Source organism: Ruegeria sp. HKCCSA071 (assembly GCF_017872555.1).
In the GTDB taxonomy this organism is placed as follows: Bacteria; Pseudomonadota; Alphaproteobacteria; order Rhodobacterales; family Rhodobacteraceae; genus Ruegeria.
The window spans coordinates 1-21,489 of the sequence record NZ_JAEDOX010000006.1 but is presented as its reverse complement, the minus strand read 5'-3'; the positions used below and the strand labels follow the sequence as shown (position 1 = coordinate 21,489).

Below are 21,489 nucleotides of genomic sequence, written 5' to 3'. Positions count from 1 at the left end.
CACTCTGCGCGGCGCCTTCGGATTGCGCTGCTGGATGATGAAATGAAATCTCGCGAGACAGAAAGAAAAGGGCCGCGTTGTACGCGACCCATTGGTTTGGTTATTGGGACGGCCCGTGCGGGGTGAACGCTGACAAGCCTTTGAGGATGTCTATGGCATATGCCAGTTGATAATCCTCTTTCCTCAGCTCAGCGGTTGCTTCGGCCCTTGCACGATCTTCCTCGATCTGGCGGATTTCATCCTCGCTCAGGCTGTCATTGTTCAGACTGCCGCGCAGGTCAGCTTCGGACCGGGTACGCCCGTTGCTCTCTTCTTCTTCTTCTGCAGGTGCAGGGCGAGGCTGTTCAACAATGATGTCCGGGCTGACGCCAAGGGCCTGGATTGATCGTCCTGATGGCGTGTAATAGCGCGATGTGGTCAGGCGCATAGCGCCGTCGCCGCGCAGCGGCATGACCGTCTGCACGGATCCTTTGCCAAAGCTCTTGGTGCCCACAACGATAGCGCGGCGATGATCCTGCAATGCACCGGCCACAATCTCGGATGCCGAGGCCGAGCCGCCATTGATCAGCACCACAATTGGCTTGCCTTCAGCCAGATCCCCGGGGGTGGCGTTGAACCGCTCACCCTCATTCGGGTCGCGGCCGCGCGTGGAAACAATTTCGCCTTCGTTCAGGAACGCGTCCGAGACTTTGATCGCCTGAGTCAAAAGGCCGCCTGGGTTGTTGCGCAGGTCCAGAACAAAACCGTTCACCTTGTCGATGCCACCCGCTTCGGCAATCTGTTCCTGCAATCCTTCCTGCAGGTTCGGGAAGGTCTGGTCGTTGAACGTGGTTACACGCAGCACGACACTGGTGCCTTCGGTCCGTGCGCGCACAGCGGTCAACTTGATTGTATCACGGATAATAGTGACATCGAACGGATCAGGCTCACCCTCGCGTACGACGGTGATGATAATTTCGGATCCGACCGGGCCGCGCATCAGGTCAACCGCTTTGTCCAGCGTCAGGCCCAGAATACTTTCGCCGTCCACATGGGTAATGAAATCCCCGGCTTCGATTCCGGCTGCGTCGGCGGGGGTATCGTCAATAGGTGAGACGACTTTGACAAAGCCTTCTTCCTGCGTGACTTCGATACCCAACCCACCAAACTCACCCCGGGTCTGCACGCGCATCTGTTCGGCGTCGTCAGGAGAAAGATAACTCGAATGCGGATCAAGCGATGTCAACATGCCGTCAATGGCCGCCTCGATCAGTTCTTCGGGCTCAACCTCTTCGACATACTGGGCGCGGATACGTTCGAAAATGTCGCCGAACAAATCCAGCTGTTCATAGACGCTTGCCTTGTTCTCGGCCTCCTGCGCCAGCAGGGGTCCTGCAATCTGAGTTGTTGCAAGAATACCTGCCACAGTTCCAGCCAGACCGGCCACCACAAATTTCTTCATACGCGTTTATCCATCCTTGTCGGTCCGAAACCACGATTCCGGGTCCACGGGGCGATTGTCTTCTCTTACCTCTATATAGAGCGTTTCTGAGCGGTCAGTTCCAGTGCCATCACTGCTTGTTGACAAAATTGCGCCGATTTCCGGCATTTCACCGGGCATCAGACCAACTGGTGTGCCCTCTGGGATCACCTGACCGGTCTGGCCATAGACCTCCTGCAAACCGGAAAATACGAACAAAAGTCCCGATTGAGGTTCAAGTATTATCAGGTTCCCCAGGTCCAGCAGCGGCCCGCGATAGCGAATTGTCGCAGCGGTTGGCGATGTGACCAAGGCGCGCGGGCGTGTACCTAAAATCAGGCCGGGGCGCGTGACACCAGCGGCGTCCGTTTCACCGGCCTTGTGCAGCAAGATACCCTGTACCGGCATTGATATCCGGCCTTTCCTGTCCAAAACGCTGTCATTGCTGTCGAGGATCTCTCCTTCCGAGATCTCGGACAGACCACTTGCAAAACCATCCAGTGTTTCAGTCGACGAGATCAGGATGGCCGTACGTACCGGGTCTTCCACGAAACGGCGGGGCAAATCCGTGCGGTCGGCAATTGCCTCGCTCAGGCGGGTACGGGCCTCCTGAACGCCCGTCAGACCCTCTGTCAAAGTTTCCGAGGCCTTCTGTTGCAAGACACGCAATGTCTGCACTTCATTCAGGTCCTGCGCCAGTTCCTGCGCACTGGCGTTCAGGCTAGGGGTGACCTCGGATAGCATAATACCTGCACGGGCCGCCCCCAACGGGCCGGACGGATGTAACATCAAGACAGGTGGTTCGGTCGTTTCAATGGTTTGCAGAACACCAAGCAATCGCCGGATTTCCTTTTCGCGCGCCCGCAACTCGGCGCTCAGTTGCGCCTCGCGGGTAGCCGCTTGGCGCAATCCCACCCGCATCGCGCCCAACCCGGCCTCATAGGCATGGATCGTCTCCGTAAGAGCATGGACCCGGTCTCGGGCGGTTTCGGCCTCGGATAACGCGATGGACGCCTGTTCGAGCATCTGCGCTGCGTCCAAAGCAGCCTTGGAAGCGTCTGGCTGAGCCAGCGCCGGTAAGGCCAAAAACAGATACACTGCCAGAGCGGCCGGTTTCATGACAGCAGGCTTTCCCCGGTCATTTCCGGCGGCTTCGGCAAACCCATCAGATCAAGCAGGGTCGGCGCGAGATCGGACAAACGTCCTTGGCGCAAATTCGCGCCTTCTGGCCCGCCAACCAGCGCTACGGGAACAGGATTGAGCGTATGGGCCGTATGCGGGCCACCGGTCACAGGATCGACCATGACTTCGCAATTACCGTGATCGGCCGTGATAATCATCGCCCCCTTGACCTTTTCAAGAGCCGCAATGACTTGCGCCAACCCCTGATCGACGGCTTCACATGCTTTGATTGCGGCATTCAGATCACCTGTATGACCAACCATATCGGGGTTGGCATAATTTGTAACAATCAGGTCATACCCGCCTTCGATGGCTTCGATAAACTTCGCCGTAACCTCCGCGGCCGACATTTCGGGCTGTAGATCGTAGGTCGCCACTTTCGGCGAGCTCGGCATAAAGCGATCCTCGCCTAGTTCGGGCGTCTCCTTACCGCCATTCAAAAAAAACGTAACATGCGGGTACTTCTCGGTTTCAGCCAGTCGAAACTGCCGAAGCCCTTGTTTGGCGACCCATTCGCCCAGCGTATTTACAATCGCGCGTTTTGGAAAAACCGTAGTCATGTAAGCATTATGCCCGTCAGAATACTCGACCATGCCCAGCAGTGCTGAAAGCTTCGGGCGCGGCCCTGTCGCAAACTCGTAAAACCCAGGCTCTCCGATGGCGCGCAGGATTTCACGGGCACGGTCGGCACGGAAGTTCAGGCAAAAGAAACCGTCGCCATCGTTAATACCGTCATACCCCGTTAATACGGTTGGTGTGACAAACTCGTCAGATTCGGACTGGTCATAGGCGTGATCAACCGCGCCATGGGCACTGCTTGCTGTTCGGCCCTGCCCGTTGACCATTGCAGCATACGCTTCACTGACACGCTCCCAGCGATTGTCGCGATCCATGGCAAAGTACCGCCCGCTCACGGTGACGATGCGTGCGTTGTCGGGCAGGCGTTCTTCCAGCTCAGCAATGTAAGTCAGAGCTGACCTTGGCGCGACATCACGCCCATCCGTCACTGCGTGCAGCGCAACCGGGACACCGGCATCCGTTATGGCAGTGGCTGCGGCAAGAATATGATTCAGATGACCATGCACCCCACCATCCGAGATCAACCCCATCAGATGTGCAGTGCCGCCAGCGGACTTAACGCTGGTGATGAAAGCCTGCAGCGCTTCGTTTTCAAAGAATGTCCCGTCTTCAATGGAAAGATCGATCTGGCCCAGGTCCATGGCGACCACACGCCCTGCACCGATATTAGTGTGCCCGACCTCTGAGTTCCCCATCTGCCCGCTTGGTAGACCCACATCCGGGCCGTGGGTGATCAGGGTCGAATGCGGGCAATTAGACATGATCGCGTCAAAGGTCGGCGTGTTTGCCAGATGGGGTGCGTTGGCTTTAGTGTCCTCGGACAGACCCCAACCATCTAGAATGCACAGGACAACAGGTTTGGGGATGGCCATTGATGTACTCCGTTTGCTGCTCTTGGGTCACCTTCTATCCTTTGGACTTCGACGGGTGAACCACCTTCGTAATGATGAACAATTTTAACCGATGCAGCGGGGTTAGTCTTTTAAGTAGCTTTGGAAAGGGCGCGCCTTGCGATTGCGGTATTTGATCGTCAGGTCCAGCGGCGCATCGTTTTCATCATAGACGCCCAGAACAACACCCCTGCCCCGGCTTTTGGTGCGCATGTCGATCAATTGCTGCTCGGACCGGGTCGTGCGCTGGGACGCCCGCCGCGTCCAGGCGAACAGGTACTCGTACATCTCGGCAATCACACCGGCATGTTCCGCGCTGTCACCCAGATCGTTCAACTCATCAGGGTCGTTCTCCAGGTCGAACAGAATTGGCCGGTACCCACCTTCACAATGGATCAGTTTCCATTTCTTGCTTGCGGCCATGAACATCACCGCATCGCGGACCGACACGTCCAAAACATTTGCGATTGGCGAAGCCGAGTAGTCATATTCGCAGATCACCACATCGCGTGGCAACGCGTCCGCCTCCCCATAAAGGATGGGCAGCAGTGAATGACCTTCCAGAATATGTGTCGCTACTTCGCCACCAGCCGCATCTACAAAGGTCGGTGCAAGGTCGATGGATTCCACAAGCGCATCGCAGACAGTGCCGCGTGTTGCATCGGCCTCGGGCGACGGGTCATAGATGATCAACGGTACCCTGGTCGAGGCATCGTGAAAAAAGGTCTTTTCCCCCATCCAGTGATCGCCCAGAAAATCACCATGATCTGATGTCACCACGATCATCGTGTTTTCCATCCGCCCGGTTCTCTCCATCCAGTCCAACAGGCGGCCCATCTGATCATCGGCTTGCTTGATCAGCCCCATATAGGCCGGGATAACCGCCTCACGCACGTCCTGCCGCGAAAAGGTCTGGCCGATCTTTGTGTCCATGAAGGCTTTCAGCACGGGATGCGCATTCTGACGTTCCGCGTCGGATCGCACCACAGGCAGCACATGTTCCGGCCCATACATCGAGGCGTATGGTTCTGGTACAATGTACGGCCAATGCGGCTTGATAAAACTCAGATGACAGCACCACGGGCCATCATGCGTTTCCATGAACTCGATCCCGCGACCGGTCAGATAGGGTGTTTCACTGTCTTCCTCGGCAATATTCGCGGCTTCGGGTGAATTCTTCAGAAACCAGCCAGACAAAACGTTGCCATCCGCATCCAACCCGGAATTGGCAAAGTCATGCCAGGGGTTGTCACTCTCATACCCCTTGGCTTTCAGGAACTTGTTGTATTCCTTTGCCCCGTCGGGGTCGTAAAACCCATCCGGACCTTCGGGCAGCATACCGTCGTCCCGTTCGTACACGTCAAATCCGCATTCGGCGACGCGGGCCCCGATTAGGCTGTCGGGCTCCAAACCCAACCTCGCCATCCCTTCGGCGTCTGCACGCATATGGGTTTTGCCGACCAGCCAGCAATCCATCCCCGCCTTACGCAGGTGATCTCCCATCGTAATCTCGCCGACTTTCAAGGGAATTCCGTTCCACGACGCGCCGTGAGAATGCACATAGCGCCCTGTGTAGGTGGACATGCGGGAGCTGCCGCAGATCGGCGATTGGATATAGGCGCGGTTGAAGCGCACGCCTTTGGCAGCCAGACGATCGATATTTGGCGTATGCAGATGAGGATGACCGTAACAGCTCAGGTAATCCCAGCGCAGCTGGTCGAACATGATGAACAGGATGTTTTTTGCCTTAGCCAAGTTGACACCCTCCCCCAAAAGTCTCGAGGATTTAGTTAGCCAATTCTATCCGCAGAACGAAGCAAAACCTGTGTCAGGCCTGACGGTCCATTTGCTCCAGCATTTTTTGGGCGCGTTTGCATTGCAGCTTGTCGCGCAGTGGGCTGTCGGGGTCGACATCTTTTTGGCAGACAACGCATTTATCCGCGCCCGAGATCGCGTTTAGGCCACCGCAACTGCCTTTGATGGTCTTGCCCATCAGCATGACACCCAATGACATGCCCACCATGACGAGAGCGAGAAGAATGAAGGCCAGAATAAAGGTACTCATCTCAGCTCCAACAGTTAGTTCGATCCCAGCGCGTCTTTGAACGCCGTGCTATGGGCAGTGATATAGGCATCTTCGCCGCCTGTCACATCCCGCGAGATGAAATACACGGCAAGTTTATGTTTCTCCGCCAAAGCAAGACCTTTTTCCTGACCCAAGGCCAGCATGGCTGTTGCCCAGGCATCGGCCATCATCGCGTTTTCGGCCAGCACGGTGACCGAAGTGGTGCGGTGCGTGATCGGGCGGCCTGTTGTCGGATCGATGATATGCGAATAGCGCACACCATCTTTTTCAAAGAAGTTCCTGTAATCGCCCGAGCTGGCCATACCCCTGTCATCCAGAGAAACGATCAACTGGATAGTTTGCGAACCCGTTTCAGGTTTTTCGATGCCAATGAGCCACGCTTCGCCCTTGTCATTCTTACCCTTAGTCACAAGATCGCCGCCGATTTCAACCAGATAGTTTTCGATGCCAGCGGCCTGCAAGGTTTCCGCAACAGCGTCAATTCCATAACCTTTTGCAATCGCCGAAAGGTTAATGCCCACACTGGCGTTTGACTTGGCAAGCGTGCCAGCATCTGTATCGAGCTTCAGCAGGCGGCCCTGACCTACACCGCTCAGCGCGGTGTTGATATCGGCATCCGATGGCACCGGGTCCTCGGGTTTGCGTGGGCCAAAACCCCAAAGTTCGATCAAAGGGCCGAGGGTTACGTCGAAAATGCCACCGGATTTTGCGTGCACTTCGTTCGCCGCCGAAAGAACCAGCGCAAATTCGTCGGAAATAGGCATTGGATCTGTGCTGGACGACGCGGAAAAAACGGAAACCTCGGAGTTCGGATCCCAGTTGGACATCTTGGCATTCACGGCTGCCAGCTTTTCACTGACAGCAGAAGCCAGTGCGTCTTCGTCAAGGTCTTCGCCAATTGCGGTGATTTTGTAGGTCGTGCCCATTGTCTCACCAGACAGACGGACCACTTCGGGTTCCTTGTCAAAAAGACAGCCTGAAAGAAGGGTGAAAAAGGCCAGCACGGGTAAAAGACGCATTGGGCTATCTCCGGGACATTCTGTGCCCCGGCATATGCCAGCGGTCCCAGCCAGAGTCAAATTGGCATTACAGTTTCAGCGGAAGGAAACCCAACAGCAAAAGACCAGTTCCGGCCGGAATACCGAACAGCCACGCGCGTTTCTGCCACCCGGGCTGTTGTTGCTTCCACGCCATGCGAAAGTTGTGACCGCACACAACAGCCGCAAAGAAGATCAGCGCGGCGACCGGGGGCGTAAGATAGAATTCATTCAAAAGACTAGGCTCCCTTTCCCGACCCACGGTTTATCAACTCTTGCAATTGGACCCTATACAGGTCGTTTAGCTGCGCTAAGGTGAAAGGGAAAGACTTTGCAAGAACCAAAAAGGAGATTGCCTATGGCTCCAACCTCTTACCAGTCGCCGTCGCGCGGTGACAAAGCCGACAAGACGACCTACAGCCAATCAGCGGATTCGAACCTGTCGCATTCGCAGACGACCGTAGCCAAGCTGCTTGATGGTAAAGGGGATGCGGTGTTTTCGGTGCGGCCTAATGATACCATCCATTCGGTGGTGAACACGCTCAAGGAAAAGCGGATTGGCGCAGTTCTGGTGACAGATCAGAACGGGGCATTGCAAGGGATTTTGTCGGAACGCGACATCGTGCGTCGCATGGCCGATACGCCCGGACAGACCCTGCCGCAGTCGGTCGAAGACCTGATGACAAGGGAAGTAAAGGCCTGCACGCCCGAGGATACGCTGAATGACGTGCTGAAAACCATGACTGAAGGACGATTCCGCCATATGCCGGTCCTGCGGGATGGCAATTTGTGCGGTGTCATCACTATCGGAGATGTTGTGCATTTCCGCCTGAGGGAATTGGAGTATGAAGCGCTTCGTATGAAGCAGATGATCGTTGGCTAGGTTCAACCGATTGAAAAAAACCTAACACTGCCGCCGTCTATTTCAGCGGCGGTCAATCTGCCCGAGGCAAAGGCACCGGTATCAATCGACACAACTCGGTTTCTAACCCGGGGTTGGCTTACAATTGTATGACCGTGCACAACCCATTGCGCGTCACTGCGGGCAAGCCGTGGAAACATCGGATGCCCCCATAGACAGATTTGGCGATCCTGGGATTGAATGGATAGCCGCGGATCAAGTGCCGCGTGGACAAAGGTGACGTTGCCGCTGGTCCAGGTCAGCGGCAGATTTGCAAGCCAGTCCAGCAAGCTGTCGCCCATCTTGTGCCGCAGACGCTCTGCCAGTTCAGGCAGATGCTTTCCACTATCCAACTCGTCGGGACATACGAGGCCGAAAGATACCAGAGTTTCCGCTCCGCCGTTATGAAACCAAAGCCTGGCGTAACGTTCCGGGTCGTTTACAAATTGCAGCAGCATCTCTTCGTGATTGCCAAGCAAGCATTGCACCCGCCCGTCTGACGCTTCACTCAGGTGATGCAAATGCCGCAGTACCTGCGCGCTGTATGCCCCCCGGTCGATGTAATCGCCCAGAAAGACCAGTGGGCTTTGATCGTCGAGTCGTGGCAAAACCGCCTGAAGCAAATCAAGACGGCCGTGAATATCACCGACAGCTGTCACCTTTTCCGCGGGTGCCACGTCGCATGGCATCGCATTGGTGCTTTCCTGAGCCGCGGATTGGAACCGCCGTCTGATCCAGTCTTTCATCATGGCATTTGATCCCTACCCGCCATGCGTAGTGGTCGCAATCAGCAACTGTTTGAATAGGCAAAGTGTTGACCACAAGCCTTAGATTGTCCGATATGGCCCGCAGGATGTTTGCAAGCCGTTGATCTGAAGATAGGATCAGCCTTCCAGCCAGCGATGAATTTGCAGCGAGTTCTGAGGGTTTTATGAAACGAGTTTTGATTACAGGTTCTGCCGGGTTCATCGGATTCCATCTGGCCAAATTGCTTTTGGCAGAAGGATTTCAAGTACACGGCTACGACGGGATGACCGACTACTATGATGTAACCCTGAAACAACGCCGACATCAGATACTGCTTCAAACCCCGGGATTTACGTCAACTGAAGACCGTTTGGAGAACTTTGACCGGCTTGTGCAGGTCGCAGAGAATTTTCAGCCCGATGTCATCGTACATCTGGCCGCGCAGGCAGGCGTGCGGCACAGCCTTGAATTTCCCCGCAGCTATATCGAGTCGAACGTCGTGGGTACGTTCAATGTGATGGAAATCGCGCGTCAGCACAAAGTGGAACATCTTTTGATGGCGTCGACCTCATCAATCTATGGTGCAAACGAGGACATGCCGTTCATCGAAACAGAAAAAGCCGACACCCAACTGACGATCTACTCCGCCACTAAGAAGGCGAATGAAGCGATGGGGCATTCCTATGCCCATCTGTGGGATTTGCCGACCACCATGTTTCGGTTTTTTACCGTTTACGGTACCTGGGGGCGCCCCGATCTGGCCTATTTCAAGTTCGTTGCCGCTATACTGGATGGAAGGCCAATTGATATCTACAATCATGGCGACATGTATCGCGACTTCACGCATGTAGAAGACCTTGTGCGTGGGATCAGGTTGCTGATCGATGTTCCGCCGGTTCGCCCGACCAGCCGCGCGGATATCGAAGATGGTGATAGCTTGTCGCCCGTTGCACCGTACCGCATCGTCAACATTGGCAACGGAGACAAGGTGCGTCTGATGGATTTCATAGAAGCCATCGAAGAGGCTGTTGGCCAGAAAGCGGTCAAAAACTTTATGCCAATGCAGATGGGCGATGTTCATGCCACATGGGCTGACAATCGGCTGCTGCAGCGACTGACGAATTATCGCCCGCAGACCGACCTGAAGGACGGCATTGCCCAATTCGTCGATTGGTACCGGGACTATTACGGAAAATAGGTCGACCTGGCGCCGGAATGAAAAAACCGGCGCACTCAGCGCCGGTTTCATTAGTTACCCGCCAAAATCGTCGAGCATGATGTCTTCGCGATCCACGCCCAGATCCAGCAGCATGTTGATAACCGACTGGTTCATGATTGGCGGTCCACACATGTAGTATTCGCAATCTTCAGGTGCCGGGTGGTTCTTGAGGTATTCTTCGAACAGAACGTTGTGGATGAATCCGGTATAGCCTTTCCACTCATCCTCGGGCTGGGCATCCGACAGAGCGACATGCCATTCGAAATTGTCGAACTCTTCCGCCAGTTGGTCGAAATCCTCGACAAAGAACATCTCTTTCTTGGACCGTGCGCCGTACCAGAAGCTGATCTTGCGGTCGCGGTTCTCAAGGCGTTTGAGCTGGTCAAAGATGTGGCTGCGCATCGGTGCCATACCGGCACCACCACCGATGAAGACCATTTCCTTCTTGGTTTCACGCGCGAAGAACTCGCCAAACGGACCCGAGATTGTGACTTTGTCGCCCGGCTTCAGGTTAAAGATGTAGGATGACATCTGACCCGGAGGAATTCCTTCTGAGCCCGGAGGCGGTGAAGCAACCCGAACATTAAGCATGATCATGCCCTTTTCATCCGGATAGTTGGCCATCGAATAGGCGCGCTCGATAGGTTCGTTCACAACCGACTCGTATTGCCACAGATTGAAGCGATCCCAATCCTCGCGATATTCTTCCTGCACGTCGAAATCGGTGTATTTCAACTGATGAGCAGGCGCTTCGATCTGGATGTAGCCCCCGGCACGGAAGTTCACATCCTCGCCTTCGGGCAGGTCCAGAGTAAGGGCCTTGATAAAGGTCGCAACGTTGTCGTTCGAGCGAACTGTGCATTCCCATTTCTTGACGCCAAAGACCTCTTCTGGAACCTCGATTTCCATGTCCTGTTTCACCGCTACCTGACAGGATAGACGGTCGCCACAGGATGCTTCGCGCTTTGTGATGTGACTTTCTTCGGTCGGCAGGATCGAACCGCCACCAGAATGCACTTTCACGCGGCACTGGGCACAGGTACCACCACCACCGCAAGCTGATGGAACAAACAGTTTTTCGGCCGCCAATGTTTGCAGCAGTTTGCCACCCGCCGGAACCGAAATAGTCTTTTCACCGTTGATGGTGATGTTGACGTTGCCGGTCGACACCAGCTTGGAACGCGCAGCCATAATGATTGCCACCAGCGCCAGAACGATCAGGGTGAATAGGACAACGCCGAGCGAAAAGGTTTCCATTCTCACGCCCCCCTTACAGTTTCACGCCCGAGAAGGACATAAAGGCCATCGCCATCAGTCCGGCGGTGATAAAGGTGATGCCCAGCCCCTGAAGCCCGTCCGGCACATCCGAGTATTTCAGCTTTTCGCGCACGCCTGCCATCGCGGTGATTGCCAGCGCCCAGCCGAAACCGGATGAGATGCCATAGGTGGTCGCCTCGGCAAAATTATAGTCGCGTTCGACCATGAACAGCGAACCACCTAGAATGGCACAGTTCACAGTGATCAAAGGCAGGAAGATCCCCAGCGCGTTGTAGAGCGGCGGGAAATATTTATCGAGGATCATCTCGAGGATCTGAACCATCGCTGCGATAACGCCGATATAGGAAATCAGCCCGAGAAAGGTCAGATCCACATCCGGGAACCCGGCCCATGCCAATGCACCCGGTTTCAGCAGGAAGGACAGCAACAGGTTGTTGGCGGGCACGGTGATGGCCTGCACCACCATGACTGATATTCCCAGCCCTATGGCAGTCGAAATCTTCTTCGACACGGCGATGAAGGTACACATGCCAAGGAAAAAGCTGAGCGCGAGGTTTTCGATAAAGACGGCCTTCACGGCCAGAGAGATAAGCCCTTCCATCAGTGCGCCTCTACCTGCTGGATTTTGTATTCACGTTCTTCGACCTGGTTCGGCTTCCACGTGCGGAAAGCCCAGATTAGCAGGCCGATCACAAAGAACGCCGACGGCGGCAGCAGCAACAGGCCGTTGGGCACGTACCACCCGCCATTGTTGACCGTTTGCAGGATTGTCACCCCGAACAGGCTGCCCGAACCGAACAGTTCGCGGATGATGCCCACCAGCATCAGGATCAGGCCATAGCCCATGCCGTTGCCCAGACCGTCAATGAACGATGCTACCGGCGGGTTTTTCATGGCGAATGCCTCGGCGCGGCCCATAACGATACAGTTGGTGATGATCAGACCGACGAACACAGACAAAGTCTTGGAAATCTGAAAGGCATAAGCCTTGAGGATCTGATCCACCAAAATCACAAGCGAGGCGATGATCACCATCTGCACGATGATTCGGATCGAACCGGGAATCTGGTTGCGCAAAATCGAAATGAACATCGACGAAAACGCGGTCACAAAGGTCACCGCCAGCGCCATCACAAAGGCCACCTGCAACGACGAAGTCACCGCCAGAGCCGAACAGATGCCCAGCACCTGCAGGGTGATTGGGTTGTTGTCGACAAGGGGGTCGACCAACAGCTCTTTCTTGGTCTGAGACATCAAATCTCTCCTGCTTGCAGCTTGGCCAGGAACGGCGCGTAACCCGCGTCACCCATCCAGAATCTCACTAGGTTGTCGACACCGACAGTGGTCAGGGTCGCACCTGCCAGGGCGTCGATGTAATAGTCGGGCCCGGCCGCAGGCTGCGACTTGGCGACGGTGATCTGCAACACTCCCGCGTCGTCGCGCAGCTTCTTACCGTTCCACAACGTCTTCCAGCGCGGGTTGTCCACCTCAGCACCCAGACCCGGCGTCTCGCCATGCTGATAGAATTGCAAGCCGTAGATATCGTTGCCGTTCTTCTCCAGTGCGATGAAACCGTACAGAGTGGACCACAGCCCATAGCCATGCAGTGGCAGAATTACCTTGTCCAAGGCCCCCGCGTCGTCGCGCAGCAAATAGATCACCCGATACTTTGCCTTGCGGCCAATGCCTGCGGGATCGTCGTCAAGCGCGACGCTAAGGTTCGGATCACCGGCAGCGGCCAGATCGTCAAAGGTGGCCGGGTCGAACTGATCGTCCACAAAATCGCCCGTTGCCAGATCCAGCACATGAGGTTCGAATGCGGCAAATGCTTCGGTGACATTGACGCCGGGTTCATACACCCCGGCTACTTGCAGGATGTTGACCTGTTTGTCCTTCAGCTTGTTAGACTCTTGCACCGGGCGCAAGCTGACTGCGGCGGCCGACACGATCATCGAGGCAACGAGACAGACCGCAACAGCAATAAAGATTGTTTTGCCAACTGAATCTGGCGAGGCCGCCAGAAAACGGGCAATCGCGCCCTTGCGTTCAGGGGATTGCGTATCAGACATGGCGACGCGCCCTCCGTTTGATGTTGGCCTGGACGACAAAATAATCGATCAGCGGTGCAAAGACGTTGCCGAACAGTATGGCCAGCATCATACCTTCGGGGAAGGCTGGGTTGATCACACGTATCAACACAACCATGACACCAATCAGGGCCCCATAGACATAGCGACCGACATTGGTGTGGCTTGCCGAGACCGGCTCGGTCACCATGAAAGCCAGACCAAAGGCATAACCGCCCAACACAACATGCCAGTACCATGGCATTGCGAACATCGGGTTCGTCTCGGACCCGATCAAGTTCAGCAGCCAGGTGAACGCAATTGTGCCCGCCAGACATCCCACAATCAGCCGATAGTTGGCAATCTTGGTGATCAGCAGGAAGGCTAGACCGATGATGCAGGCCAGCGTCGAGGTTTCCCCAATACTGCCTTGGATGGTGCCATAAAACGCGCTCCACCAGGTAATACCGTCAGCGGCCAGCGCCTGATAGCCTTCGGCAGCCGACACAGCCAGAGCCGTCGCTCCGGAAAACCCGTCGACCGGGGTCCAGACAGCATCGCCCGACATCTGCGCGGGATAGGCAAAATACAAAAACGCCCGCCCCACCAAGGCAGGGTTGAGGAAATTCTTACCAGTGCCGCCGAATACCTCTTTGCCGATCACGACACCAAAGATAATCCCCAGGGCAACCTGCCACAGGGGTGTGGTTGCAGGCATGATCAGGGCGTAAAGCATCGAAGTGACAAGAAAGCCTTCATTCACTTCGTGGCCGCGGACCGTTGCGAAAATGACCTCGAAAATACCGCCTGCCACCAACGTGACGACATAGATCGGCAGGAAGTACATGAGCCCGTGCATGACATTGGCAAAGATGCTGTCCGGATTCAGCGAAATGCCAAAAACCTGAAGAATTGCAATCCGCCAGCCGGTCGCAGACTCTGGGCCAAGCGCGGCAATGGCCGAATTTGCCTGATAACCGGTGTTCCACATTCCCCATAGGATGCAGGGAATTGTGGCAATCACGACATATGTCATGATCCGCTTCATATCCACGTAAGACCGCGCATGAGGAGCAACAGTGGTTACGGTTTTCGGAGTGTAGATGAAGCTTTCCACCATCTCGTAGATCGGAAAAAGCTTCTCGTACTTGCCGCCCTTGGTAAAGTTTGGCTCGATCCGGTCAAAGAAGTTACGCAATCCCATTCGGATCAGCCCTCCTTTTCAATCTTGTTCAGGCAGTCGCGCAGCGCCAGCCCGTATTCGTATTTCGCCGGACAGGCAAAGCCCACAAGGCCCAGATCCTCTTCGTCCAGTTCAAGCGCACCCAGTGCCTGAGCTGTATCCGTATCCATCACCAGCAAGGCCCGAAGCAATTGTGTGGGCAGGTAATCCTGCGGCATCAGCTCTTCGAACACACCTGTCGGCACCATTGCGCGGCGGCCACCGTTCAGGTTGGACGTGAAAGCATAGAGTTTTCTGGAAAAGGCCGAGCCCAATACAGGCTGGACGGAATACTTGGAAGGCATTGGTCGGATCCAGCCCATCGGAATCTGATCGTGATCCTCTCGGATGATACAGATTTGACGGGCAAACCGCCCCAGATATGCGGTCGGTCCGTCGGCATGTTGACCCGACAGGATCGAACCCGAGATGATGCGAGGCGTTCCGTCCACACTTACCTCATCCCGTGTCAAGTCGCCCGTGGACGCGCCCATCACGGTGCGGATCAAACGCGGCTGACGCGCACCGGGCCCTGTCAAGGCAATCACAACGTTCGGATCAAGATGCCCGGTCTGTATTAAACGGCCGATCGCGATTGTGTCCTGATAACCGATGGTCCAGACCTGCTTTTCGCCCGCAATCGGTTCGAGGAAGTGAATATGCGTTCCCGCCAAACCCGACGGATGTGGACCGGAAAATGCCACCGCCTCTACACCAGCCACGTCCGCGCCGGGGATCGTGTCACCTTGTTTCTGGCAAAGATAGGTCTTGCCCTCGGTCAGATTGCTGATTGCTGCCAAGCCAGCGGCAAAGGCTTCGGGCGCCTCGGCAATGATCGTGGCGGCATCAGCCGCCAATGGGTCACTGTCCATGGCTGTCACGAAGATCGCGTTCGGTTTGGCACCGGGTTCTGGCATTTTCGCATAAGGTCGCGTGCGAAATGAGGTCCACAGACCAGCGGCGCACAGTTTGGCAGTCACGCCTTCGTTGCTGTCCGCGTCGCCTACGTTCGAAAAATCCAACCCCGTGTCATTGGTGTCGGACACTTCGATGACGACGCTTTGCAACACCCTGCGGGCACCCCGGTTGATGGCAATAACCTTGCCACTCACCGGTGCGACCATCATCGCGTCAGGCGCATCTTTGTGACAAAAGAGCGGCGTACCCCGCTCGACACTATCACCTTCCTGCACCAGCATCTTAGGTTTCAGGCCAATGTAATCCCCACCCAGAACGCCAACGGTCGAATATTCCGGACCCGGATGAATGGTTTGGTCGGGAGCGCCTTCAACCGGCAGGTCCAACCCTTTTTTAAGTTTGAAAGTTTGCATGCCGCTACGTTCTTCCAAGCCTCTTTCCTGCGCCAGCCCTGCCGACACCCCTATGGGGTCATGCAATAACGCGGTTTTTTTCAGGCACCCCTCGCAAAAGCGTCGAAATGGGTCCAAAATCCGCAGGCGTAATTCTGATCACGGACCCTTTACGCGCGGATGCCCGCAAACGCAAACCTGTTACCGCCAAAAGTTAAGATCAAACTGCAAAATCTTGGAGTTTTCCCTCAATATGGCCAAAAATACGGGTCAAAATTGCGTGTCGCGCCCGCTGAACTTCCAGTGTAAGCAACCGGAATGGAAAAAGACACAGACTTCGAAATTTTTCTGATTGCCACCCCGGGCCTTGAAGCTCCCCTCGCTGCCGAGGCGCAATTCAACGGGTTCTCTCAGGTCAAGACGATTCCAGGGGGTGTCATCTGCCGTGGTTCGTGGTCCGAGGTCTGGCGCGCCAACCTGACGTTACGCGGTGCTAACAAGGTACTGGTCCGTCTGGGCAGTTTTCCTGCGGTGCATTTGGCCCAATTGGACAAACGCGCGCGCAAATTTCCGTGGGGTGAGTTCCTGCGTTCCGATGTTCCGGTCAAAGTTGAGGCCGCCAGCCGCAAATCCAGAATATATCATGCCGGTGCCGCACGGCAGAGAGTTGAGGAAGCGATATCCGAAACTCTGGGCGCTCCGATATCTTCCGACGCCGAAGTCAGGATCTTGCTGAGAATCGAGAAGGACATCTGTACGATATCGGTCGACAGCTCGGGAGAGCTTTTGCACAAGCGGGGTCATAAAGAAGCAATTGCCAAAGCGCCAATGCGCGAAACGATGGCAGCGATGTTTCTTCGAGACTGCGGGTTTAGCGGCAATGAACCGGTGTTGGACCCAATGTGCGGCTCGGGTACTTTCGTGATCGAAGCCGCCGAGATTGCCCTGGGGCTGCACCCCGGTCGGACCCGCAGCTTTGCGTTCGAAAACCTGGCTGGCTTCGACCCTGACCGTTGGCAAGACATGCGCAGCGAGGCTGAGGTCGCGGAATGTACTCTCACCTTCTGCGGCTCAGACCGCAACGCCGGGGCAATTGAAGCCGCAACAGCCAATGCCGAGAGAGCGCAGGTAAGCGCCAATACGCAATTTCAACAGCTTTCCGTCAGTGACATCAAACCCCCTGCGGGACCAACCGGGCTGATCATTGTGAACCCTCCCTACGGGGCGCGGATTGGAGATGAAAAGCTTCTGCGCTCTGTCTATGGAGCGTTGGGAAAGTCCTTGATGACCCGTTTTCGCAGATGGCGTGTCGGGGTGGTCACCAGCGCCCCGGCCCTGGCTCGGGCGACCCGCCTGCCTTTGCTGGCACCCGGTCCGGTGGTAGACCACGGAGGCACCAAGATTCGCCTGTACAAAACGGACGCTCTGCCATGAGAGTCGCGTGACCTGCCTAGCCCATCCGATACCGGTTCAAAGACGGCAGATTCAGATGACCGCTTCTCAAAATCCTCTTGCGCATCGGAATAGCCCCGTATAGATCACCCGCCACGGTCGGAGTGTAGCTCAGCCTGGTAGAGCACTGTCTTCGGGAGGCAGGGGTCGGAGGTTCGAATCCTCTCACTCCGACCAATAAAATCAATCAGTTAAATACGAATGAACTGCGCCGCCGCCGCAGCATACCCGGATTTTGTCCGGATTATTCTGTTTTCAGGGTCTGGTTTCCGAAGAAAAGTGAAAGAAAAACCGCTGAGGGGGCGGCCACCCACCTCAACGGTAATGCAAATTTATCTGCACGAACGGAATACCAAATTCGCAGCCGGTCCGCAATCGCGGGAGGCGCATATGTCTAGGCTCAATCGCTTTGAATGGCTCAAGGCCGTTCTGCAATGCGCTGACCTCAACTCGTCAACTAAGGTAGTTGCCTCAGCGCTTTCGGTACAGTTCGCCAACGACAGGACCGGCCAACTCAATCCCTCACTAAAAACGCTTGATGAGTTCCTGGTCGGAATGTCGCTAGCAACCATCAAACGCTGCCTCAAACAGCTTGTCGAGTTCGGTTGGCTGTTTCGAACTGAAGGGCGTGGCGCAGGCAATCACACAGAATACGACCTTCGCTCCCCAACAAAAATCATCCCGTTTCGCCGGAGGAAAAAGGATGCACCGATGAGCCTTTCAGAAGGGCGAAAGGGTTCGCCCGTGAGAGACAAAGGGCGCATGGGTGATCTTTCCTATATAAAGAAAGAACAATCCATAGAACAAAACCTCGCGCTTGAGCCGGATCTGCCGAATGGTGGGCCATCCGACTCGGCGCGCGTGGGCAGTGCGCAACCCGAATTCGTCTCGCGCCAATCTTTCGGCTGCCGCCAATGGGAGCAGTTCACCGAACGAATGTTTGGTGCTTGGATCGACCGGGTACTTCCTGAAGCCATCGAAAACAACGAGCGCGGCTACTGGCTCCCCGGCAGGTTCCCTCCAACGAACAAGAACGAGTGGCCCGTGTTGCGCAGCTGGCTCATCACCGAAGGCTGGACCCTGTTTGCACCATCGAAGCAGGAACTGTGCCATGCGGTCTGAGCAAAGAGCAAGGCGACCCATGTCATACGCTGGCGCTGCTGACACGGGACCTTGCGAGGGGTGGCAAGCCTCCCCTTCGAACCCCACCGGCGGAGGCACGCCGCCCGCCAAAGCGCCGCTCACCGAGACCTTCGTCTTTCGATGTAGCGTTGCTGAGAAGGCTGAGCTTCGCGCCAAAGCCGAAGCTGCCGGAGTATCTGCCGCGACCCTCTTGCGCGAAGCCTTGGGTCTGACGGAAGCACGTCGTCGCAAGCCTGCGCCTCGCGTCGACCCCGCTCTGGTCCTGGCACTAGGGCGCATTGGCGGTAACCTCAACCAGGTTGCGCGGGTTGTGAATCGGGCGCTTCTGATTGGTCGGGTTGACATGGATACGCTGGCCGTCGCCCGACAACTGGTTGTGATTGAACGCCAGCTTACCAAGATCCTTGATGAGGCACGACAATGCTGATCAAGTTCTTTCCCAATGGCAAAGGCGCGGGTGCTGGTCCAGTTGGCTATCTCGTCACGCGTGAGGTCTTGGCCTATGACTCCAATCGCGATCTAATCCGCGATGCTGATGGCCAGCCCATGACGGTCATACGCGATCCTTTGCCTGAAGTGCTGCGCGGCGATTCCACCCGCACCGAGGCCCTGATCGACGCCAGTCGCAATCAGTGGACCTACCGCGCGGGCGTCATCAGCTTTGCCAGCGAGGACGCACCCACCGAAGCCCAGCAGGTCGAAGTCATGAACGCCTTCGAGGCACTGGCATTCGCTGGTATGGACAGTGAGCAATTCGACTTGCTCTGGGTCCGGCACAGCCACGAAGACCGAGTTGGGCTGCATTTCTGTACACCGCGTTTGGAGCTGACAACCGGTAAAAGCCTCAACATCGCGCCACCTGGCTATCGGACAGCCTATGACAGTCTGCGCGACTTAATGAACAAGACGCACGACTGGGCCGATCCGATGGATCTGGAACGCACACAGGAGGTTCAAGCCACCGTTGAGGCCCCAACTAGGGCACAGGGCCGCGAAGAACTCCACGAATGGATCTTAGACCAGATCAGCATCGGCACCATCACCGACCGCGCAAGCATGGTCGATGCCCTGACCGACGCAGGTTTCGATATCCCCCGCGTAAGCAAAAATTACATCACGGCCAAAGACCCCGACACAGGCGAACGCTGGCGATTGAAAGGAGAGATTTTCCATGACGACTGGCAAGCCGACCCGGCTGAGCGAGAAATTGAACGCGGACTTGGACAAGATCCGAAAAGAGCACGCCGCCTTGATGGATTCTCAATTGCAGAGCTTCAGGAGCGATATTCAAGCATGTGTAACACTCGCGCGGAATACAATCGAAGCCGATACCCGCACGTTTTTGGATTGGAGCGGGACGACCTGGCAGAGTCACATCGACAAGATCAAATTCCTGATTCAGATCTCACCTTGGGCGGTGATAACGGCCTGTATGGTGTTGATCGCAGCAACCTTAGGACTGACTTTTCTGTGGAGCTGGAAACTCTCAACGATAGCCGCCTCGACGCAGCTAGAGAGGTTGGGCATCCAGGCGGTACTTCACGAGGGAGCGACTTATTTGATCCTGCCGCCAGAAACATCAAGCATGCGCACCTGTTCGGTGGCGAGCCGATTGGTTTCTTGCATCAGAGTGGAGCCAAACTAGATGGACCAATCCCTGACAGCCTTGGAGCGAGATTTGCTCGCGTGCGTCGAGCAGTTGGTGACGGCTTGCGAGACCTCCGCCTCGGAATTGCGCAATTTGGAAGAACGCTCGACGACCGGGATCGAGGCCAGGCTAAATGGCTTAACGCAGTGCATCGAGCTGCTGATGAAATCACATCTCAAGTCCGTAGCTACATTGGCCGACTTGCTGACCGAAGAACAGAACTACACCACGCTGGAAGAGAACTTGCAGACGAGTTTGAAGCTAGCGAGAGCCGCCGAAACTCTGCTGCAAGAGAGCTGAATCATGGGCTGCTTGAACGAGACCAAGACTACGGCTTCCATCTTTGATCTGAAGGAATGACGATGCCCACTCATCACGAACGCTTCACCATGAGCTTCCGCCAATCCTGCGCCTGCGGGATTGACTACAGAGAATTTGAAAGAGTCGACTCGCTACCGATAGGCATTCCACTAGTTGCAATTGCAGGGGTTTGGGGCGATTGCTACAACTTACGGTGTCTGTTTATGGACACTGACGGAAATCAGTATTTGCGGAATGTGTTCAGGACCAAAAACGGCTACTTGATACCAGAACTTGGGGTCGATGCGAAAATGATCAAAATAGGCCAAGTTGTTCTAGCCTAGCGCTCAACTGCGTATTCTCAGTGAATTGACGCCTGAATCCCAATAAAACTGCCGCCCAATCCCGTTAAGAACGTGCATCCAGACCGATGACCCTCGATCGCCGTGCCACAGGCTACTTGGCAGGAAGGCCACCAAGCTGACATTCGCTGCATGTGCGAATAGTCTACTGCAAGCGCAAAGCCATCCACCGGGAGGGCGGAAAACAGACACTTTCAGCAATCGCGCTCTGGCGGATTCAGGCTATAGCGAGTGGACATTCAGATCGCGTTAGATCGAGTTGTTTCCAAGGGAAACCGGCAAGATGCCTCTAGCCAACCACAAAGAAAACCCAAACCGCACACTCGCGTGCAAAACCCAGAGCTCAGCTCTCAAAAAGGCAGCTGTTCGATGCAAATTTGGAGAATCACGCAACCGTTGTGCTCAGTCTCCAACTGGCTGCTTGATCTAAACTCGGAGCCGCAAGGAACAAGCAGCTAGGCTGGAAGGCAAAAGCTGGAGGACAGAGAGAATGCCAGAGTAATTGAGTGCACACAGTGCTTTGGTCGCGCCTAGGGTCAGGACTCATAGCCAGTAGATGACGAGTGCTGCGAGGGCGATGGCTGACAGGAAGACCTTCGGGCACCTGT

At 55.7% G+C, this 21,489-nt stretch carries 20 protein-coding genes and 1 tRNA gene; 7 read left to right on the top strand and 14 right to left on the bottom strand.

Features of this window, described 5'->3' with window-relative positions; genetic code table 11:
• Positions 1 to 100 precede the first annotated feature (100 nt).
• From I9188_RS13065 to I9188_RS13035, 7 genes are all read right to left on the bottom strand, one after another.
• Positions 101 to 1,441, bottom strand: coding sequence for a S41 family peptidase (locus I9188_RS13065; RefSeq protein WP_209507125.1), 1,341 nt, complete (start codon positions 1,439 to 1,441; stop codon positions 101 to 103).
• A 6-nt stretch (positions 1,442 to 1,447) separates the two neighbouring features.
• The gene (locus tag I9188_RS13060; protein ID WP_209507126.1) at positions 1,448 to 2,578 is read right to left on the bottom strand and encodes a peptidase M23; all 1,131 of its coding nucleotides are present in this window, start codon (positions 2,576 to 2,578) and stop codon (positions 1,448 to 1,450) included.
• The gene (gene gpmI / locus I9188_RS13055) at positions 2,575 to 4,092 is read right to left on the bottom strand and encodes a 2,3-bisphosphoglycerate-independent phosphoglycerate mutase (protein WP_209507127.1); all 1,518 of its coding nucleotides are present in this window, start codon (positions 4,090 to 4,092) and stop codon (positions 2,575 to 2,577) included. The genes I9188_RS13060 and gpmI overlap by 4 nt, the downstream gene beginning before the upstream one ends.
• Positions 4,093 to 4,194: 102 nt before the next feature.
• Entirely contained in the window at positions 4,195 to 5,865 is a 1,671-nt protein-coding gene (locus I9188_RS13050) for a sulfatase-like hydrolase/transferase (protein WP_209507128.1), read from the bottom strand.
• A 73-nt stretch (positions 5,866 to 5,938) separates the two neighbouring features.
• A complete protein-coding gene (gene nqrM / locus I9188_RS13045) occupies positions 5,939 to 6,175 on the bottom strand; it encodes a (Na+)-NQR maturation NqrM (protein WP_209507129.1) in 237 nt (78 codons plus the stop codon).
• A gap of 14 nt (positions 6,176 to 6,189) precedes the next feature.
• Positions 6,190 to 7,215: an FAD:protein FMN transferase gene (locus I9188_RS13040; protein WP_209507130.1), complete on the bottom strand. Its 1,026-nt coding sequence runs from the start codon at positions 7,213 to 7,215 to the stop codon at positions 6,190 to 6,192.
• Between the two features lie 67 nt (positions 7,216 to 7,282).
• Positions 7,283 to 7,468, bottom strand: a complete 186-nt coding sequence (locus tag I9188_RS13035) for a hypothetical protein (protein WP_209507131.1) — start codon at positions 7,466 to 7,468, stop codon at positions 7,283 to 7,285.
• 123 nt (positions 7,469 to 7,591) lie between these two features.
• Between I9188_RS13035 and I9188_RS13030 the strand changes: the two genes are divergently transcribed.
• Complete coding sequence (locus tag I9188_RS13030; protein ID WP_209507132.1) at positions 7,592 to 8,116, top strand: CBS domain-containing protein; 525 nt, start codon at positions 7,592 to 7,594, stop codon at positions 8,114 to 8,116.
• A 2-nt stretch (positions 8,117 to 8,118) separates the two neighbouring features.
• On the opposite strand, the gene I9188_RS13025 is transcribed toward I9188_RS13030, so the two are convergent.
• Positions 8,119 to 8,883 (bottom strand): metallophosphoesterase family protein, encoded by a 765-nt coding sequence (locus I9188_RS13025; protein WP_209507133.1) that lies wholly within the window; start codon positions 8,881 to 8,883, stop codon positions 8,119 to 8,121.
• Positions 8,884 to 9,065: 182 nt separating this feature from the next.
• Between I9188_RS13025 and I9188_RS13020 the strand changes: the two genes are divergently transcribed.
• Positions 9,066 to 10,079, top strand: a complete 1,014-nt coding sequence (locus tag I9188_RS13020; protein ID WP_209507134.1) for an NAD-dependent epimerase/dehydratase family protein — start codon at positions 9,066 to 9,068, stop codon at positions 10,077 to 10,079.
• Between the two features lie 54 nt (positions 10,080 to 10,133).
• Here the strand turns inward: I9188_RS13020 and nqrF are convergent, their stop codons facing one another.
• The 6 genes from nqrF to I9188_RS12990 are packed head-to-tail and all read right to left on the bottom strand — an operon-like array spanning position 10,134 to position 15,997.
• Positions 10,134 to 11,357: an NADH:ubiquinone reductase (Na(+)-transporting) subunit F gene (gene nqrF, locus I9188_RS13015; protein ID WP_209507135.1), complete on the bottom strand. Its 1,224-nt coding sequence runs from the start codon at positions 11,355 to 11,357 to the stop codon at positions 10,134 to 10,136.
• A 13-nt stretch (positions 11,358 to 11,370) separates the two neighbouring features.
• A complete protein-coding gene (nqrE, locus tag I9188_RS13010; RefSeq protein ID WP_209507136.1) occupies positions 11,371 to 11,979 on the bottom strand; it encodes an NADH:ubiquinone reductase (Na(+)-transporting) subunit E in 609 nt (202 codons plus the stop codon).
• The gene (locus I9188_RS13005; RefSeq protein ID WP_209507137.1) at positions 11,979 to 12,632 is read right to left on the bottom strand and encodes an NADH:ubiquinone reductase (Na(+)-transporting) subunit D; all 654 of its coding nucleotides are present in this window, start codon (positions 12,630 to 12,632) and stop codon (positions 11,979 to 11,981) included. The genes nqrE and I9188_RS13005 overlap by 1 nt, the downstream gene beginning before the upstream one ends.
• The gene (locus I9188_RS13000) at positions 12,632 to 13,447 is read right to left on the bottom strand and encodes a Na(+)-translocating NADH-quinone reductase subunit C (protein WP_209507138.1); all 816 of its coding nucleotides are present in this window, start codon (positions 13,445 to 13,447) and stop codon (positions 12,632 to 12,634) included. The genes I9188_RS13005 and I9188_RS13000 overlap by 1 nt, the downstream gene beginning before the upstream one ends.
• On the bottom strand, positions 13,440 to 14,648 hold the full coding sequence (locus tag I9188_RS12995) for an NADH:ubiquinone reductase (Na(+)-transporting) subunit B (protein WP_209507139.1): 1,209 nt from the start codon (positions 14,646 to 14,648) through the stop codon (positions 13,440 to 13,442). Before I9188_RS12995 ends, I9188_RS13000 begins: the two co-directional genes overlap by 8 nt.
• A gap of 5 nt (positions 14,649 to 14,653) precedes the next feature.
• Entirely contained in the window at positions 14,654 to 15,997 is a 1,344-nt protein-coding gene (locus I9188_RS12990; RefSeq protein ID WP_209507140.1) for a Na(+)-translocating NADH-quinone reductase subunit A, read from the bottom strand.
• Positions 15,998 to 16,294: 297 nt separating this feature from the next.
• On the opposite strand from I9188_RS12990, the gene I9188_RS12985 reads away from it, so the two are divergent.
• The 5 genes from I9188_RS12985 (at position 16,295) to I9188_RS12965 (ending at position 20,566) form a co-directional block, all read left to right on the top strand.
• Entirely contained in the window at positions 16,295 to 17,410 is a 1,116-nt protein-coding gene (locus tag I9188_RS12985; protein WP_209507141.1) for a class I SAM-dependent RNA methyltransferase, read from the top strand.
• A 118-nt stretch (positions 17,411 to 17,528) separates the two neighbouring features.
• Positions 17,529 to 17,605 (top strand) — tRNA-Pro (locus I9188_RS12980).
• 24 nt (positions 17,606 to 17,629) lie between these two features.
• A complete protein-coding gene (locus tag I9188_RS12975; RefSeq protein WP_170367309.1) occupies positions 17,630 to 18,550 on the top strand; it encodes a hypothetical protein in 921 nt (306 codons plus the stop codon).
• A 19-nt stretch (positions 18,551 to 18,569) separates the two neighbouring features.
• The gene (locus I9188_RS12970) at positions 18,570 to 18,998 is read left to right on the top strand and encodes a plasmid mobilization relaxosome protein MobC (RefSeq protein ID WP_082643591.1); all 429 of its coding nucleotides are present in this window, start codon (positions 18,570 to 18,572) and stop codon (positions 18,996 to 18,998) included.
• On the top strand, positions 18,992 to 20,566 hold the full coding sequence (locus tag I9188_RS12965) for a relaxase/mobilization nuclease domain-containing protein (protein WP_209507142.1): 1,575 nt from the start codon (positions 18,992 to 18,994) through the stop codon (positions 20,564 to 20,566). Before I9188_RS12970 ends, I9188_RS12965 begins: the two co-directional genes overlap by 7 nt.
• The last annotated feature ends 923 nt before the right edge of the window (positions 20,567 to 21,489 follow it).